A 13,137-nucleotide genomic window follows, 5' to 3' on the forward strand; every position below is an offset into this window, starting at 1 on the left:
TTGAATCGGGGGGGGTGGGGGGCGGGTGACCCTGGTCACCGCCCCCGCACACCGCCCGTCGTCCGCTCCCTAGAGGTACAGCCCCGTGGAGTCCTCCGCCCCCTCCAGCCGCTCGGCGGCCACGGCGTGCAGGTCGCGCTCGCGCATCAACACGTACGTCGCACCCCGCACCTCCACCTCGGCCCGGTCCTCCGGGTCGTACAGCACCCGGTCGCCGGGCTCGACACCCCGCACGTTCTGCCCGACCGCGACCACCTCGGCCCAGGCCAGCCGCTTGCCCACCGCGGCGGTCGCCGGGATGAGGATGCCGCCGCCCGAGCGGCGCTCGCCCTCCGGCAGATCGGACTTCACGAGCACGCGGTCGTGCAGCATGCGGATGGGCAGCTTGTCGTGGGTGGTTTTCTCGCTCACGCCCCGAACCTACCCGCCCGCACGCACCCCGTACGCCGCAGGGGTCACCGGCGCTTGCGGCGCGCCGACACCACGAGCAGGCCGACGACACCGACCGCCAGCAGCGCGACGGGCACGATCCGCTCGACACGCGGAGCCCCGTCCTCGTCGCGGAACCGGCTCGTCACGTCCGTCACCAGACGGTTCACCGAGACGTAGGCGCGCCCGGCGGTGTGGTCGACCGTCGAGGCGACCTTGGCCTTCGCGTCCCCGATGATCGTCTTCGGGTGCATGCGCACACCGATCTCGTCGAGCGTCTCGGCGAGCTGCTCGCGGCGGCGGACGATGTCCGCCTCGATCTGTGCGGGGGTCCTGGCTTCCGGCACCGCGCTGCCTCCGTCGTCGTGTGGTCTCTGGGCATGATCCGTCGTGGACACTCTGTCAGCTTAGGCTCATGCCGTACCGATCCCCTCCCGAGGAGACTGTCTGACATGAGCGAGCGACTCCAGCCGGGCGACACCGCCCCCGCCTTCACCCTGCCCGACGCGGACGGCAACGAGGTCTCGCTCGCCGGCCACAAGGGCCGCAAGGTGATCGTCTACTTCTACCCGGCCGCCCTGACGCCGGGCTGCACGAAGCAGGCCTGCGACTTCACGGACAACCTGGACGTCCTGGCGACGGCGGGCTACGACGTCATCGGCGTCTCCCCCGACAAGCCGGAGAAGCTGGCGAAGTTCCGCGAGCAGGAACACCTGAAGGTCACCCTGGTCGGCGACCCCGAGAAGGGCGTCCTGACGGCGTACGGCGCCTTCGGCGAGAAGAAGCTGTACGGCAAGACGGTGACCGGGGTGATCCGCTCCACGGTGGTCGTGGACGAGGACGGCAAGGTCGAGCACGCCTTCTACAACGTCAAGGCCACCGGCCACGTAGCGAAGATCATCAAGGACCTGGGCATCTGACCCGCCCTCTTCCCCCGACGACGCGGCCCGCACCCCCGGTGCGGGCCGCTGCGCTTATCCGCCCGTACTCCCCGTAACCGCCTGCCCCCCGACCCGTTACTCCGTACGAGGGCCGCACGCGTGGCCGGACGACGAAAATGAGGGGGGCGGGATGCCGGTCAGCCCGTACACGAAGGAACGCCTGACGGAGGCGGCACAGGGGGCCCGGACGCTGTCCGAGGCGCTGAAGCGACTGGGGGTGGACCCGGAGAACCGGTCCCGGAGGCAGTACCTGCACCTGCGCATGCGACGGCTGGGCGTGGACGTCGCCCACTTCGAGCGCGAGGGCGTGAAGTGGACCAGGGAGGTGCTGGCGGAGGCCGTGGCCGCGGCGTCGAGCTCGACGCGGCTCCGCCGGGGCGTCCCCTCCGGACCGCGCCGAGCTCGACGCCGCGGTCGCGGCCTCCCGCTCGCTGGCGGAGACCCTGCGGCGCCTCGGCCGACCCGACAACGGCACCCAGCGCCGGAAGCTGCACCAGTGGATACGGGAGGAGTCGCTCTCGACTGCGCACTTCCTCGGACAGGCCCATCAGCGCGGCCGACCGGGCACCGCGGCCACCAGACCCGCCGCGGAGATCCTCGTCAAGCGCGAAGCGCAAGGGCGAACCCGTACGCATCTGCTCCGGAGGGCCTTGCGGGAGACCGGCGTCCCCGAGCGCTGCGACCGGTGCGGTACACCACCCGAGTGGTTCGGACGCCCGATGACGCTGGAGGTCGATCACGTCAACGGCGACCGAAGCGATGACCGGCGGGAGAACCTCCGCCTCCTGTGCCCCAATTGCCATGCGCTGACCGACACCTGGTGCGGAAACCGCCGGGGCAAGTCGGTCGCACAGCGAACGGGAGCGGCCATAGAATGACCGCAGCCGAGCCGACCCGATGTCTGAATTGGGGCGGTTCATTGCGGTCGTGGCGGAATTGGCCTACGCGCAACTTTTAGGTAGTTGTGGGAGAAATCCCTTGAGGGTTCGAGTCCCTCCGACCGCACAGGGACGAGGGCCCCGTACGCAGTTGCGTACGGGGCCCTCGTCGTACCGGGCGTCAGCCGCCCAGCAGTTCACGGACCTCCGGGACCAGGGCGCGGAAGGCCTGGCCGCGGTGGGAGATGGCGTTCTTCTCCGCCGCCGTCAGTTCCGCGCACGTGCGGGACTCGCCGAGCGGCTGGAGGACCGGGTCGTAGCCGAAGCCGCCCGTGCCCGCCGGGGTGTGGCGCAGGGTGCCGAGGAGGCGGCCCTCGACGACGCGCTCGGTGCCGTCCGGGAGGGCCAGGGCGGCCGCGCAGAAGAAGTGGGCGCCGCGGTGCTCGTCGGCGATGTCGCCGAGCTGGGCGAGCAGGAGCGCGAGGTTCGCGGCGTCGTCGCCGTGGGCGCCGGCCCAGCGGGCGGAGAAGATGCCGGGGGCGCCGTTCAGGACGTCCACGCACAGGCCGGAGTCGTCGGCGACGGCCGGCAGGCCGGTGGCCTGCGCCAGGGCATGGGCCTTGAGGAGGGCGTTCTCGGCGAAGGTGACGCCGGTTTCCTTCACGTCCGGGATCTCGGGGTACGCGTCCGCGCCGACCAGCTCGTGCGGCAGGCCGGCGTCGGACAGGATCGCGCGGAGTTCGGTGACTTTGCCCGCGTTGCGGGTGGCGAGGATGAGGCGGCTGGGCGTGGAGGTCATGCCCGCCATTATTCCGGCCCGCGCGACCCGTGCCGGGGGCCGGGGCCCGTGCCGGGGCCCGCGCGGCCCGGGCCCGCGCCGCGGCACCGCGCTACCCGCGCCGGCCGCGTCAGCCCGGGGTGCAGACCTTGGAGATTTCGCTCGCCGCGTCGGCGACCGGCTGGATGTCCGGGGTGGCGTCGCCGCTCTCGATCGAGGTGCGGACGTTGGTGACCGCCGCTTCCATCGAGTCGATGGCCTTGCCCAGGTCGGCGTTGTCCGTCTGGTCGCCGATCTTCTTCAGGTTGGCCTCGATCGCGTCGAGCGCGTTCTGGGCGTCCTGGGGGCTGTTGCCGGCCTGGGAGACGGCCTGCTGGAGGTCGTTCGCGCCGTCCGTGATGGCCACCGCCGTGCTGGCGCAGTCCATCGCCGTGGAGATGGCGTCGCAGGCGGAGAGGCCGGGTATGACCAGGGCCGCGGCGACGGCCACGGCGGCGATGCGGTACTTCGGCTTGATCGGCTTCACTTCGGGTCCCCCAGGAACTCGGATACGTGGACGTGGACATCGGGTGCGCGGTGCGCGGGTGCGCAGGTACGCGTATGCGCGGGTACGCGGACGGGCGCACGGCTTCGACACCGCGCGCCCGTACCGGCGTAGACGCCGGGCCGGGCCCGGCGGTTGCCGCCTACAGATCCAGCGCGCTCCGCTGGATGGCCTCGAGGTCCGCGCAGCCGCCGGTGGCGAGGTCGAGGAGGGCGTTCAGTTCCTTGCGGTCGAAGGGCTCGCCCTCGGCGGTGCCCTGGACCTCGACGAAGCGGCCGTCGCCGGTGCAGACCACGTTCATGTCGGTCTCGGCGCGCACGTCCTCCTCGTAGCAGAGGTCGAGGAGGGGCTCGCCGTCGACGATGCCGACGCTGACGGCGGCGACGGTGCCGGTGAGGGGCTTGCGGCCGGCCTTGATCAGCTTCTTCTTCTGGCCCCAGGCGACGGCGTCCGCGAGGGCGACGTACGCGCCGGTGATGGCGGCGGTGCGGGTGCCGCCGTCGGCCTGGAGGACGTCGCAGTCCAGGACGATGGTGTTCTCGCCGAGCGCCTTGTAGTCGATGACGGCGCGCAGCGACCGGCCGATGAGGCGGGAGATCTCGTGGGTGCGGCCGCCGATCTTGCCGCGTACGGATTCACGGTCGCCGCGGGTGTTGGTGGAGCGGGGCAGCATCGAGTACTCGGAGGTGACCCAGCCTTCGCCGCTGCCCTTGCGCCAGCGCGGGACGCCTTCGGTGAAGGAGGCGGTGCAGAAGACCTTGGTATCGCCGAAGGAGATGAGGACGGAGCCCTCGGCGTGCTTGCTCCATCCGCGTTCGATGGTGACCGGGCGGAGCTGTTCGGGCGTACGGCCGTCGATGCGAGACATGGCTCCGAGCCTAGTCCCTGCGGGGGTGCGCGAAGACCCCGCCCGGGGGGTGGGGGGCGGGGTCTTCGGTGGTGCTGGGGTGGGTCCGGTCAGTGGGTCCGGATCACATCATGTCGGTGACACCCACCGGACAGACGTGCTGATCAGCATGGGGAAAGGATCGGGGAGGGTCCTTCCCGTACGGATGGCGTACAGGTGGACCTAGGCCGCCAGGGCCACGGCGCGGGCGGCATCCAGCTTGGACGCGACGGTGTGCAGACCCTCCGGCCACAGCACCGCGTACACGTCCAGGGTCAGGGCCGCCGACTTGTGGCCGAGCATCCGCTGGACGTCCTTCACGTTGGCGCCGGACGCCACCGCGAGGGAGGCGGCAGTGTCGCGCAGGCCCTTTGGGGTGATCGCCGACTTCTGCCCGTCCAGGGCGGCACCGGCTACCGATGAACGTGCCTTCAAGTTAAGCGGGTTATCCCAGGATCGTCCGCCACTGCGCCAGGGCCTCGGTCATGCGCCGCGCGTTGATTCGGTACTCGTTGGCGACGATGACAGCGTCTTCGTCGGTCTCCGGGGAGGACGCGTAGACGGTGATCTGGAAGAGGGCTTCCGAATCCGCGTCGTCCGGGTCTTCCCGCTCCTTCAGCCTCTCGACCTCCACGTACGCCCCGTTCGGGTAGTCGAAGGTCAGGACGTTGCCATGGTTGGTAGCGGGATCGTAGATCTTGATGACCGGAATGCTGTCGCTCATCCGGCAGACGACAGGGCATGAGGACAACCGGACGACGATCCTTTCGGTCTATGCAACTTCCTCGCCATCGTGCGCCCTTGACGCTCCTCCCCGGCAGGGTGAGGGTCGTGGAACGGTGTGGAACTCGGAGCGATCGGAGATCGACGTGGCACTAGTGTTCATCGCCAAAGACCCCAATTCGGATGACGACAACTGTCCGACGGTGTGGGTCGACGACCAGAGCGGTCAGCTTGTGGTGCAGGGGTGGGACGCGGACGCCGTCACCGTGGAGCGGTGCCTGAAGGACGGCCCGGTACCGGAGGGTGAGAGTGTCGTACGCCTGCCGGCCAGCATGATCAAGGCGATCAGGGAGGCGTGTGATGTCGCGGAGCGAACCGACGTTCGCTGAGCTGCTGGCCGGGTGCCAGCACTCGGCGGTGCACCTGGAGATGTGGGACCGCTACGGCGTCGAGGGCGAGGACACGCGGATCGCAGCATGGCGGGCCGGACACCGGCCGGACCTCGCCGACCGTGAATCCTGGTGGCGGCCGTTTCACGGCATGGTGGCCGACGCCGTCGCCCGGGGTGTCCCGGTCCGGCGGGCCCGGATCGTGTCGGAGCCGGTGAGCGAGTACATCCGGTACGAGTACGACGGGACGTGCACCAACATCGCGGCCGGTGAGGATGTCCGGTGGCTGCCCCGCCGACTGGCTTCAGAGATCGCCCTGCCCGGGAATGACTTCTGGCTGTTCGACGGAACGTGGGTCAGGTTCGGTCACTTCGACGGTGAGGGAACGCTGACCGGTCATACGTGGACGAGTGAGCCGGACGTGGCCAAGCTGTGCGCGGACGCGTTCGCGGCCGTGTGGGAGCGTGCGGTCCCGCACACGGAGTACAGGATCTGACACCAGCGCACCATGCCCGTTTCCCCGTCATCGAGCGTCCAGGCCGCGCGGAAGGCCGTCGCCGAGAGGCTTCGGGAGATCCGCCATGACGCGGGCCTGTCCGGGGCCGATCTCGCGGCCTCGGCCGGTTGGTACAAGTCGAAGGTCTCGCGGCTGGAGAACGCCGTCACGCCGCCCTCGGACGCCGACATCCGGGCATGGTGCGCCGCCTGCGGCGCGGAGGACCGGGCGCCGGATCTGATCGCCTCCTCCCGCTCGGCGGATTCGATGCATGTCGAGTGGTGGCGGCTCCAGCGCACCGGCCTCGCCCGGCTGCAAGCCTCCAAGGTGCCGCTGTACGAGCGCACCCGGACCTTCCGGGTGTACTGCTCCAACGTCGTGCCCGGGCTGCTCCAGACGGACGGCTACGCCCGTGCGCTGCTGGGCTCCATCTCGGCTTTCCGGCGCCTGCCCAACGACGTCGATGAAGCGGTCGCAGCACGGATGGACCGGTCCCGGGTGATCCGCGAAGGTGACCACCGCTTCGCCCTGCTGGTGGAGGAAGGCGTACTGCGGCACCGCATCGGCGGCCCGGAGGTGATGGCCGGACAGCTGGGCTATCTGCTGTCGGTCATGGCCCTTCCCTCGGTGTCGCTCGGGGTGATCCCCTTCACCGCCGACCGCCGCATGTGGGGCCTGGAGACCTTCAGCCTCTTCGACGAGGAGCAGGCGTCGGTAGAGCTGCTGACCGCGCGGGTGACCGTCACCGCCCCGTCCGAGGTCGGGCAGTACCTGCGCGCGTTCTCGAAGTTCTCGAAGCTGGCCGTGTACGGGGCCGGGGCGCGGGCGTGCATCACGGCCGCCATTGACGCCCTGGAGTGATCCGCGTGGAACTCTGTGGAACCGGGCGGGACTTGAGTACCGGCCGCTCCTAGCGTGGTCTCACGGACGACGCGAGGGAGGCGGTGTCTTCCGGTGGACCCAGTACGCCGACCACCCCGCCGACCCCGGCCCCTCGCTCCTCGGTGACCCCGCCACGGCCCTGGAGATCGGATCCGGCACCGGACGCTCCGCCGCCTACCTCTGCGGCAACGGCGTCAAGGTGACCGGCGTGGACCTGTCCCCCGTCGCGGTGGAGGAAACCAACCGGCGATACGGCCATCTGGGGGCCGAGTTCGTGTGCGCCGAGGTCCTGGCCCACCTCGCGGGCGGGAAGACGACCTACGACGCCGTTTACTCGATCTTCGGTGCCGCCTGGTTCACAGACCCCGCCCGCCTCTTCCCCCTCGTGCTGGCCTCGCTCAACCCGGGCGGCCGGTTCCTGTTCTCCCAGCCCCCGGCCATCCCCGGCGCCTACGGCCCGCAGGGCATGTACAAGGGCGGGTTCGCGGGGCCCGCGACGTTCACCTACCGCTACAGCTACCGTCCCAAGGAGTGGGAGGAGTTCCTGACCGCCGCCGGGTTCACCGAGGTGGAGGCCCGGGAGATCGACGCCCCCACGCCTGGCCACATCGGCACCCTGATCGTGTCGGCCGTCCGGCCCTGACCCGCGTCGAAGGCCCCACACCGACAGCGATGGCGTGGGGCCCTTGCGCGTACGCATCGCGTACACATGGAATCCGGATCAAGCCGGATCTTGCCGTGCCTCTCCAGAACAAAACAGAAGGACCCGCGCAGGTCGGAGCACTGCGCGGGCCCTCCGCCGCTGATCAGACGATCAGGTCGTTCACATCATGTCTTCGATGTCGGCGGCGATCGGGTCGGCGTCGGTGCCGATGACGACCTGGATCGCGGTGCCCATCTTGACGACGCCGTGGGCGCCGGCGGCCTTCAGCGCGACCTCGTCGACGAGGCTGGGGTCCTTGACCTCGGTGCGGAGGCGGGTGATGCAGCCCTCGACCTCTTCGATGTTGTCGATACCGCCGAGCCCGGCGACGATCTTCTCAGCCTTGGTGGCCATGTGTGTCTCCCTGAGTGTTACGAAGAACGAGTCTCGGCGGCCAGTACGTGGAATGTGCCGCGTGGTCCGCTTCGTCACGGTAACTCACGGTTGGCCCATCTTCACGGGCGCGTGCCCGGTCTCTGCCGAATCATGATGATCAGCAGCAACCTGCCCACAACTGGTCTACACCAGTGTGCCGCAAGTGTTGCGGCTGCCAAAAACGGGCCGGTCAGGGAGGACGCCGATGAGCGCGAGCAGCGCAGCGGGAGTGCCACAGCGAAAGTGGTGGAACGGCTTGTTCCAGGGACTGCAGAAGATGGGGCGGAGCCTGCAGCTGCCGATCGCCGTCCTGCCGGCGGCGGGCATCCTGAACCGGCTCGGCCAGGACGACGTGTTCGGCAAGGACGGTCTGGGCTGGAACGACGTCGCGAAGGTGATGGCGAGCGCGGGCGGCGCCCTGCTGAACGCCGACCTCGGCCTCCCCCTCCTCTTCTGCGTCGGCGTCGCGATCGGGATGGCCAAGAAGGCGGACGGCTCCACGGCGCTCGCCGCGGTGGTGGGCTTCCTGGTCTACCGGAGCGTGCTGCGGGCGTTCCCCCTGGCCTGCCCCGAGGGGACGAGGGACATCGGGGGCGGCTGCCTGGGGGCGGACGACACCTTCGCCGAGTACGCCTTCCAGAACCCGGGGGTCTTCGGCGGCATCATCATGGGCCTGCTGGCCGCCTGGTTCTGGCAGCGCTACCACCGGGTGAAGCTGGTCGACTGGCTCGGCTTCTTCAACGGCCGCCGGCTGGTGCCGATCATCATGACGTTCGTCGCCATCGCGTTCGCCGTGCTGTGCCTGTGGGTGTGGCCGCCGATCGGCGGCGCGCTGGAGAGCTTCTCGGACTGGCTGGTGGGTCTGGGTTCGTGGGGCGCCGGAATCTTCGGCATCGCGAACCGCGCGCTGCTGGTGATCGGCCTGCACCAGTTCCTGAACGTGCCGGTGTGGTTCCAGTTCGGCAGCTTCACCAAGCCGGACGGCCAGGTGGTGCACGGTGACATCCCGATGTTCCTGGCGGGCGACCCGAACGCCGGGCAGTTCCTCTCGGGCTTCTTCCCGATCATGATGTTCGCCCTCCCGGCGGCGGCCCTGGCCATCACCCACTGCGCCAAGCCGCTGCGGCGCAAGGAGGTGGGCGGGCTCATGCTGTCGGTCGGCCTGACCTCGTTCGTCACGGGCATCACGGAGCCGCTGGAGTACTCGTTCCTCTTCGTGGCGCCGCTGCTGTACGTGATCCACGCGCTGCTGACGGGTGTGTCGATGGCGGTGACGTGGGCGCTGGGCGTGCACGACGGTTTCAGCTTCTCGGCCGGCCTGATCGACTACGTCATCAACTGGAGCCTGGCCACGAAGCCCTGGATGATCATTCCGATCGGCCTGTGCTTCGCGGTCGTCTACTACGCGGTGTTCCGCTTCGCGATCACGAAGTTCGACATCCCGACCCCGGGCCGGGAGTCGGACGAGGAGATCGAGGCGATGGAGGCCGAGAACACGCGGGCGTAGCCGAGCCGTGATGGAGGCGTGCGCCTAGCGTGACGGGCCTTCGGGCCCTGTGGTGGAGGCCCCCGGATCCCTGGATCCGGGGGCCTTCGCCCTGTCCGGAGGTCCGGGGCCGCGGACACGCGGCCCGTCCCGGCGAGATGTGGCGCAGACCACAGGAAATTGAAGGTTCCTTATCTAACCCTCACCGTGTTACAACTGGTCTACACCACTTATTGGTGTAGACCATGCGGGCTTGTCCGGCCCCTGCGGTCCACCTTTCTGAGACGTCGCCATCCCCAGTTTCCTTGTCCCCTGGCGGCGCCTTGCCCACTGGAGGAACCACATGTCCACAGCGACCGCTGCGGAAACCAAGAAGGGCGCTGGCGTGATGGCCGTCATGCAGCGCATCGGCCGGAGCCTCATGCTCCCCGTTGCCGTGCTGCCCGCCGGCGCGCTCCTGCTCCGCCTGGGCGCCGACGACATGCTCGGCGACAAGGACGTGTTCCCGACCTTCATCCTGAAGATCGCCGGGTACATGGCCGCCGGTGGTGGCGCGATCCTCGACAACATGGCGCTGCTGTTCGCCGTCGGCATCGCGATCGGCTTCGCCAAGAAGTCCGACGGTTCCACGGCGCTGGCCGCCGTCACCGGTTACCTGGTCTTCCAGAAGGTCCTCGCCACCTTCACCGACAGCAACCTGCCCCAGGTCGCCAAGGTCGTCGGCGGTAAGATCGTCAACGTCGACGCCCCGGTCAACGCCGGTGTGCTCGGCGGTGTCGTGATGGGCATCATCACCGCGCTGCTCTACCAGAAGTTCTACCGGACCAAGCTGCCGGACTGGGCGGGCTTCTTCGGCGGCCGCCGCCTCGTCCCGATCCTCTCCGCCCTCGCGGGTCTGCTCGCCGGCATCGTCTTCGGTCTGATCTGGCCGGTCCTCGGCACCGGCCTGCACAACTTCGGTGAGTGGCTGACCGGTTCGGGCGCCGTCGGCGCCGGCATCTTCGGTGTCGCCAACCGCGCGCTCATCCCGATCGGCATGCACCACCTGCTGAACTCCTTCCCGTGGTTCCAGGCCGGTTCGTACGACACCGCCAACGGCGCCGTCCACGGCGACATCGCCCGCTTCCTCGCCGGTGACCCGTCCGCCGGACAGTTCATGACCGGCTTCTTCCCGATCATGATGTTCGCCCTCCCGGCGGCCTGCCTCGCGATCGTCCACTGCGCCCGCCCCGAGCGCCGCAAGGTCGTCGGCGGCATGATGTTCTCGCTCGCCCTCACCTCCTTCGTGACCGGTGTGACCGAGCCCATCGAGTTCACCTTCATGTTCATCGCCCCGGTGCTCTACGCGATCCACGCGGTCCTCACCGGTGTCTCCATGGCCCTGACCTGGGCCCTCGGTATGCGCGACGGCTTCGGCTTCTCCGCCGGCCTCGTCGACTTCGCCCTCAACCTGGGCATCGCCGAGAAGCCCTGGATGCTGGCGGGCGTCGGCCTCTGCTTCGCGGTGGTCTACTACTTCGTCTTCCGCTTCGCCATCACCAAGTTCAACCTCCCCACCCCGGGCCGCGAGTCCGACGAGGAGCTCGCCGAGCTGGCGAAGGCCGAGGCGAAGTAAGCCTCAGCCCCACCCGCCGCACCCGGCATTTCAGGACCGAAGCCCCTGCCTTTCCCTACGAAAGGCAGGGGCTTCGGCCTGCCCGCGTTCCCTAGCGTGGAAGACATGACTCCCCCGCACAGCCCCGCATCCTCGACCTCGACCGCGACCGGCTCGCCGCCCTGCGCGGGCGCGCCCTGACCCGGGCCGTGGCCGCCGCCGAGGGGCGGACCATGGTCGCCGAGGTGTTCGCCGAGCGCGCCGCGCTGTCCCCGCACCCCGACGGGAGCGGCGTGCACAACGCCGAGCTGGTCGCCGCCTTCGGCGCGGACGTCGTCGTACTGAACCTGATCGAGCGGGCCTGGGACGGCGAGCGGCTGCGGCTGCCGGGGCTGGGCGAGTATCACCTCCTTCACCGAGCTGGCCCGGGTCATCGGCCGGCCCGTCGGCGTGAACCTGGAGCCCGGCGACGTGCCGGAGATCCGGCGCGCGAAGCCCGAGTACGCCAAACGGCTCGTCGGCATGGGCGCGGCCCTGCTGTGCATCACGGCGAACCCAGGCACGGGCGGCTCGTACGGGGCCATGGCCCGGGTCACCGACGAGCTGCGCCGGGGGCTGGGCGACGACGCGGCCCTGTGGTCGGGGAAGATGCACCACGCCGGGCACCCGGAGCGGATCACCACCGCGCGGCTGACGGCGCTGGTCGACGCGGGCGCGGACGGCGTGGTCATGCCGCTGCCCGGGACGCTGCCCGGGGTGACCCGGGAGCTGGCCGCGACGGCGGTGGCCGCGGTGCAGGACGCGGGCGTGATCGTGAGGGCTGCGATCGGCACCAGCCAGGAGGGCAGCCACGCGAACGTGGTGCCGCAGCTTGCGCTGAACGCCAAGGAGGCGGGCTTCGACGCGCACCACTTCGGGGATTCCTACATCCCGGGGATGTGCGACCCCGAGGTCATGTACGCGTACTCGGTGGCGATCCGCGGCCGCCGCCACACCTGGAACCGGATGGCGCTCGGCGGCCGGCACGCCCGGCACGCGGCGGCCTGGCCGGCGGTGTCCGGCGACGGGCCCGGGCCTCAGACCTCGTAGACGGCGCCCGCGTACGCGACGTCGACGGGGCCGCCGTAGACGGCACGGGCGTCGGCGAGGTTGCGCTCGGCGTCTGTCCACGGCGGGATGTGCGTGAGGACGAGCCGGCCGACGTCGCCGCCGCGGGCGTACTCGCCGGCCTCGCGGCCGTTGAGGTGGAGGTCCGGGACGTCCTCCTTGCCGTGGGTGAAGGAGGCCTCGCACAGGAACAGGTCGGTGCCCTCGGCGAGCAGGCCCAGCTCGGGGCAGGCGCCGGTGTCACCGGAGTAGGTGAGCGAGCGGCCGCCGTGCTCGACGCGGATGCCGTACGACTCGACCGGGTGGCTGACCCGCTCGGTGCGGACCCGGAAGGGGCCGATGTCGAAGGTGCCGGACTTCAGGGTGCGGAAGTCGAAGACCTCGCTCATCGAGCGCTCGTCGGGTACGTCGTCGTAGGCGGTGGTCAGGCGCCTCTCGGTGCCCTCGGGGCCGTAGACGGGCAGGGCGGGGCAGCGGCCGCCCTCGTGCCGGTAGAAGCGGGCGACGAAGTACGCGCACATGTCGATGCAGTGGTCGGCGTGCAGGTGGCTCAGGAAGATCGCGTCGAGGTCGTAGAGACCGCAGTGGCGCTGGAGTTCGCCGAGAGCGCCGTTGCCCATGTCGAGGAGCAGCCGGAAGCCGTCGGCCTCGACGAGGTAGCTCGAACAGGCCGATTCCGCGGACGGGAACGAGCCCGAACAGCCGACGACGGTGAGCTTCATGGAGCGTGAACCTCCGTGGACGGTCCGTGGACGGAATGCGGGCCGTGCGTGGGTCGAGCGTAAGGCGCGGAGCGTCGGGTCGCTCCTCCGCTGCGGGCCGTTGTGGGGGGAATCACCTGCGCTGTCACCCGGGGGAGCGACGGTGGGCACGGACGTTGCCACGGCCGGGTGTCCCCTGCCGTGCCGGGGCCTTCCCACCCGGCT

Annotated in this window: 18 protein-coding genes, 1 tRNA gene and 1 pseudogene; 11 read left to right on the plus strand and 9 right to left on the minus strand. The window is 70.1% G+C overall.

Annotated features, from left to right (window positions below; genetic code table 11):
• Positions 1-69: 69 nt before the first annotated feature.
• On the minus strand, positions 70-372 hold the full coding sequence (locus OTB16_RS05720; RefSeq protein ID WP_267718820.1) for a GroES family chaperonin: 303 nt from the start codon (positions 370-372) through the stop codon (positions 70-72).
• A gap of 83 nt (positions 373-455) precedes the next feature.
• Positions 456-776: a DUF3618 domain-containing protein gene (locus tag OTB16_RS05725; RefSeq protein ID WP_267718743.1), complete on the minus strand. Its 321-nt coding sequence runs from the start codon at positions 774-776 to the stop codon at positions 456-458.
• Between the two features lie 105 nt (positions 777-881).
• Here OTB16_RS05725 and bcp point away from each other — a divergent pair, with 105 nt between their 5' ends.
• The 3 genes from bcp to OTB16_RS05740 all read left to right on the plus strand — a co-directional run bounded on the left by bcp (position 882) and on the right by OTB16_RS05740 (position 2,375).
• Complete coding sequence (bcp, locus tag OTB16_RS05730; protein WP_267718744.1) at positions 882-1,349, plus strand: thioredoxin-dependent thiol peroxidase; 468 nt, start codon at positions 882-884, stop codon at positions 1,347-1,349.
• 740 nt (positions 1,350-2,089) lie between these two features.
• Positions 2,090-2,248 (plus strand): HNH endonuclease, encoded by a 159-nt coding sequence (locus OTB16_RS39450; RefSeq protein WP_420717627.1) that lies wholly within the window; start codon positions 2,090-2,092, stop codon positions 2,246-2,248.
• Between the two features lie 43 nt (positions 2,249-2,291).
• Positions 2,292-2,375, plus strand: a tRNA-Leu gene (locus tag OTB16_RS05740).
• 54 nt (positions 2,376-2,429) lie between these two features.
• Here OTB16_RS05740 and rdgB read toward each other — a convergent pair.
• From rdgB to OTB16_RS05765, 5 genes are all read right to left on the minus strand, one after another.
• Positions 2,430-3,047 carry an RdgB/HAM1 family non-canonical purine NTP pyrophosphatase gene (rdgB, locus tag OTB16_RS05745; protein ID WP_267718745.1) on the minus strand — a complete coding sequence of 206 codons (618 nt, stop codon included), beginning with the start codon at positions 3,045-3,047 and terminating at the stop codon, positions 2,430-2,432.
• Positions 3,048-3,156: 109 nt separating this feature from the next.
• On the minus strand, positions 3,157-3,552 hold the full coding sequence (locus OTB16_RS05750) for a hypothetical protein (RefSeq protein ID WP_267718746.1): 396 nt from the start codon (positions 3,550-3,552) through the stop codon (positions 3,157-3,159).
• Positions 3,553-3,712: 160 nt separating this feature from the next.
• Positions 3,713-4,438, minus strand: a complete 726-nt coding sequence (rph, locus tag OTB16_RS05755) for a ribonuclease PH (protein ID WP_267718747.1) — start codon at positions 4,436-4,438, stop codon at positions 3,713-3,715.
• A gap of 201 nt (positions 4,439-4,639) precedes the next feature.
• Positions 4,640-4,891 carry a tyrosine-type recombinase/integrase gene (locus OTB16_RS05760; protein ID WP_267718748.1) on the minus strand — a complete coding sequence of 84 codons (252 nt, stop codon included), beginning with the start codon at positions 4,889-4,891 and terminating at the stop codon, positions 4,640-4,642.
• A 10-nt stretch (positions 4,892-4,901) separates the two neighbouring features.
• Complete coding sequence (locus OTB16_RS05765; protein ID WP_267718749.1) at positions 4,902-5,180, minus strand: hypothetical protein; 279 nt, start codon at positions 5,178-5,180, stop codon at positions 4,902-4,904.
• Here OTB16_RS05765 and OTB16_RS39205 point away from each other — a divergent pair.
• Genes OTB16_RS39205 through OTB16_RS05785 form a run of 4 tightly spaced genes read left to right on the plus strand, consistent with a single transcriptional unit; the run spans position 5,158 to position 7,589 of the window.
• Positions 5,158-5,568 carry a hypothetical protein gene (locus OTB16_RS39205; RefSeq protein WP_324290771.1) on the plus strand — a complete coding sequence of 137 codons (411 nt, stop codon included), beginning with the start codon at positions 5,158-5,160 and terminating at the stop codon, positions 5,566-5,568. The two genes, OTB16_RS05765 and OTB16_RS39205, sit on opposite strands and share 23 nt — an antisense overlap.
• Positions 5,540-6,064, plus strand: coding sequence for a DUF6879 family protein (locus OTB16_RS05775; RefSeq protein WP_267718750.1), 525 nt, complete (start codon positions 5,540-5,542; stop codon positions 6,062-6,064). Before OTB16_RS39205 ends, OTB16_RS05775 begins: the two co-directional genes overlap by 29 nt.
• A gap of 12 nt (positions 6,065-6,076) precedes the next feature.
• Positions 6,077-6,925 (plus strand): helix-turn-helix domain-containing protein, encoded by an 849-nt coding sequence (locus OTB16_RS05780; RefSeq protein ID WP_267718751.1) that lies wholly within the window; start codon positions 6,077-6,079, stop codon positions 6,923-6,925.
• A gap of 13 nt (positions 6,926-6,938) precedes the next feature.
• On the plus strand, positions 6,939-7,589 hold the full coding sequence (locus OTB16_RS05785) for a class I SAM-dependent methyltransferase (RefSeq protein ID WP_267718827.1): 651 nt from the start codon (positions 6,939-6,941) through the stop codon (positions 7,587-7,589).
• 180 nt (positions 7,590-7,769) lie between these two features.
• Here OTB16_RS05785 and OTB16_RS05790 read toward each other — a convergent pair whose 3' ends face one another.
• Entirely contained in the window at positions 7,770-8,057 is a 288-nt protein-coding gene (locus OTB16_RS05790) for a PTS sugar transporter subunit IIB (RefSeq protein ID WP_267718828.1), read from the minus strand.
• Between the two features lie 172 nt (positions 8,058-8,229).
• Between OTB16_RS05790 and OTB16_RS05795 the strand changes: the two genes are divergently transcribed.
• The 4 genes and pseudogenes from OTB16_RS05795 to OTB16_RS05805 all read left to right on the plus strand — a co-directional run bounded on the left by OTB16_RS05795 (position 8,230) and on the right by OTB16_RS05805 (position 12,193).
• Entirely contained in the window at positions 8,230-9,531 is a 1,302-nt protein-coding gene (locus OTB16_RS05795) for a PTS transporter subunit EIIC (RefSeq protein WP_267718752.1), read from the plus strand.
• Positions 9,532-9,853: 322 nt separating this feature from the next.
• Positions 9,854-11,125, plus strand: coding sequence for a PTS transporter subunit EIIC (locus OTB16_RS05800; RefSeq protein WP_267718753.1), 1,272 nt, complete (start codon positions 9,854-9,856; stop codon positions 11,123-11,125).
• 128 nt (positions 11,126-11,253) lie between these two features.
• A pseudogene (locus tag OTB16_RS39820) lies at positions 11,254-11,448 on the plus strand (DUF7916 family protein); the annotation flags it as partial.
• Between the two features lie 58 nt (positions 11,449-11,506).
• Positions 11,507-12,193 carry a DUF7916 family protein gene (locus OTB16_RS05805; protein ID WP_476470158.1) on the plus strand — a complete coding sequence of 229 codons (687 nt, stop codon included), beginning with the start codon at positions 11,507-11,509 and terminating at the stop codon, positions 12,191-12,193.
• Here OTB16_RS05805 and OTB16_RS05810 read toward each other — a convergent pair.
• Complete coding sequence (locus tag OTB16_RS05810; RefSeq protein WP_267718755.1) at positions 12,181-12,933, minus strand: MBL fold metallo-hydrolase; 753 nt, start codon at positions 12,931-12,933, stop codon at positions 12,181-12,183. The two genes, OTB16_RS05805 and OTB16_RS05810, sit on opposite strands and share 13 nt — an antisense overlap.
• Positions 12,934-13,137 lie beyond the last annotated feature (204 nt).

Source organism: Streptomyces antarcticus, assembly GCF_026627255.1.
In the GTDB taxonomy this organism is placed as follows: Bacteria; Actinomycetota; Actinomycetes; order Streptomycetales; family Streptomycetaceae; genus Streptomyces; species Streptomyces antarcticus.

What these genes read in the sequence shown, in the direction of transcription:
- OTB16_RS05720 (WP_267718820.1), bottom strand. Translation starts at nt 372, where the DNA reads ATGCTGCACGACCGCGTGCTCGTGAAGTCCGATCTGCCGGAGGGCGAG.
- bcp (WP_267718744.1), top strand. Translation starts at nt 882, where the DNA reads ATGAGCGAGCGACTCCAGCCGGGCGACACCGCCCCCGCCTTCACCCTG.
- OTB16_RS39450 (WP_420717627.1), top strand. Translation starts at nt 2,090, where the DNA reads ATGACGCTGGAGGTCGATCACGTCAACGGCGACCGAAGCGATGACCGG.
- rdgB (WP_267718745.1), bottom strand. Translation starts at nt 3,047, where the DNA reads ATGACCTCCACGCCCAGCCGCCTCATCCTCGCCACCCGCAACGCGGGC.
- rph (WP_267718747.1), bottom strand. Translation starts at nt 4,438, where the DNA reads ATGTCTCGCATCGACGGCCGTACGCCCGAACAGCTCCGCCCGGTCACC.
- OTB16_RS39205 (WP_324290771.1), top strand. Translation starts at nt 5,158, where the DNA reads ATGACCGGAATGCTGTCGCTCATCCGGCAGACGACAGGGCATGAGGAC.
- OTB16_RS05765 (WP_267718749.1), bottom strand. Translation starts at nt 5,180, where the DNA reads ATGAGCGACAGCATTCCGGTCATCAAGATCTACGATCCCGCTACCAAC.
- OTB16_RS05775 (WP_267718750.1), top strand. Translation starts at nt 5,540, where the DNA reads ATGTCGCGGAGCGAACCGACGTTCGCTGAGCTGCTGGCCGGGTGCCAG.
- OTB16_RS05780 (WP_267718751.1), top strand. Translation starts at nt 6,077, where the DNA reads ATGCCCGTTTCCCCGTCATCGAGCGTCCAGGCCGCGCGGAAGGCCGTC.
- OTB16_RS05795 (WP_267718752.1), top strand. Translation starts at nt 8,230, where the DNA reads ATGAGCGCGAGCAGCGCAGCGGGAGTGCCACAGCGAAAGTGGTGGAAC.
- OTB16_RS05800 (WP_267718753.1), top strand. Translation starts at nt 9,854, where the DNA reads ATGTCCACAGCGACCGCTGCGGAAACCAAGAAGGGCGCTGGCGTGATG.
- OTB16_RS05810 (WP_267718755.1), bottom strand. Translation starts at nt 12,933, where the DNA reads ATGAAGCTCACCGTCGTCGGCTGTTCGGGCTCGTTCCCGTCCGCGGAA.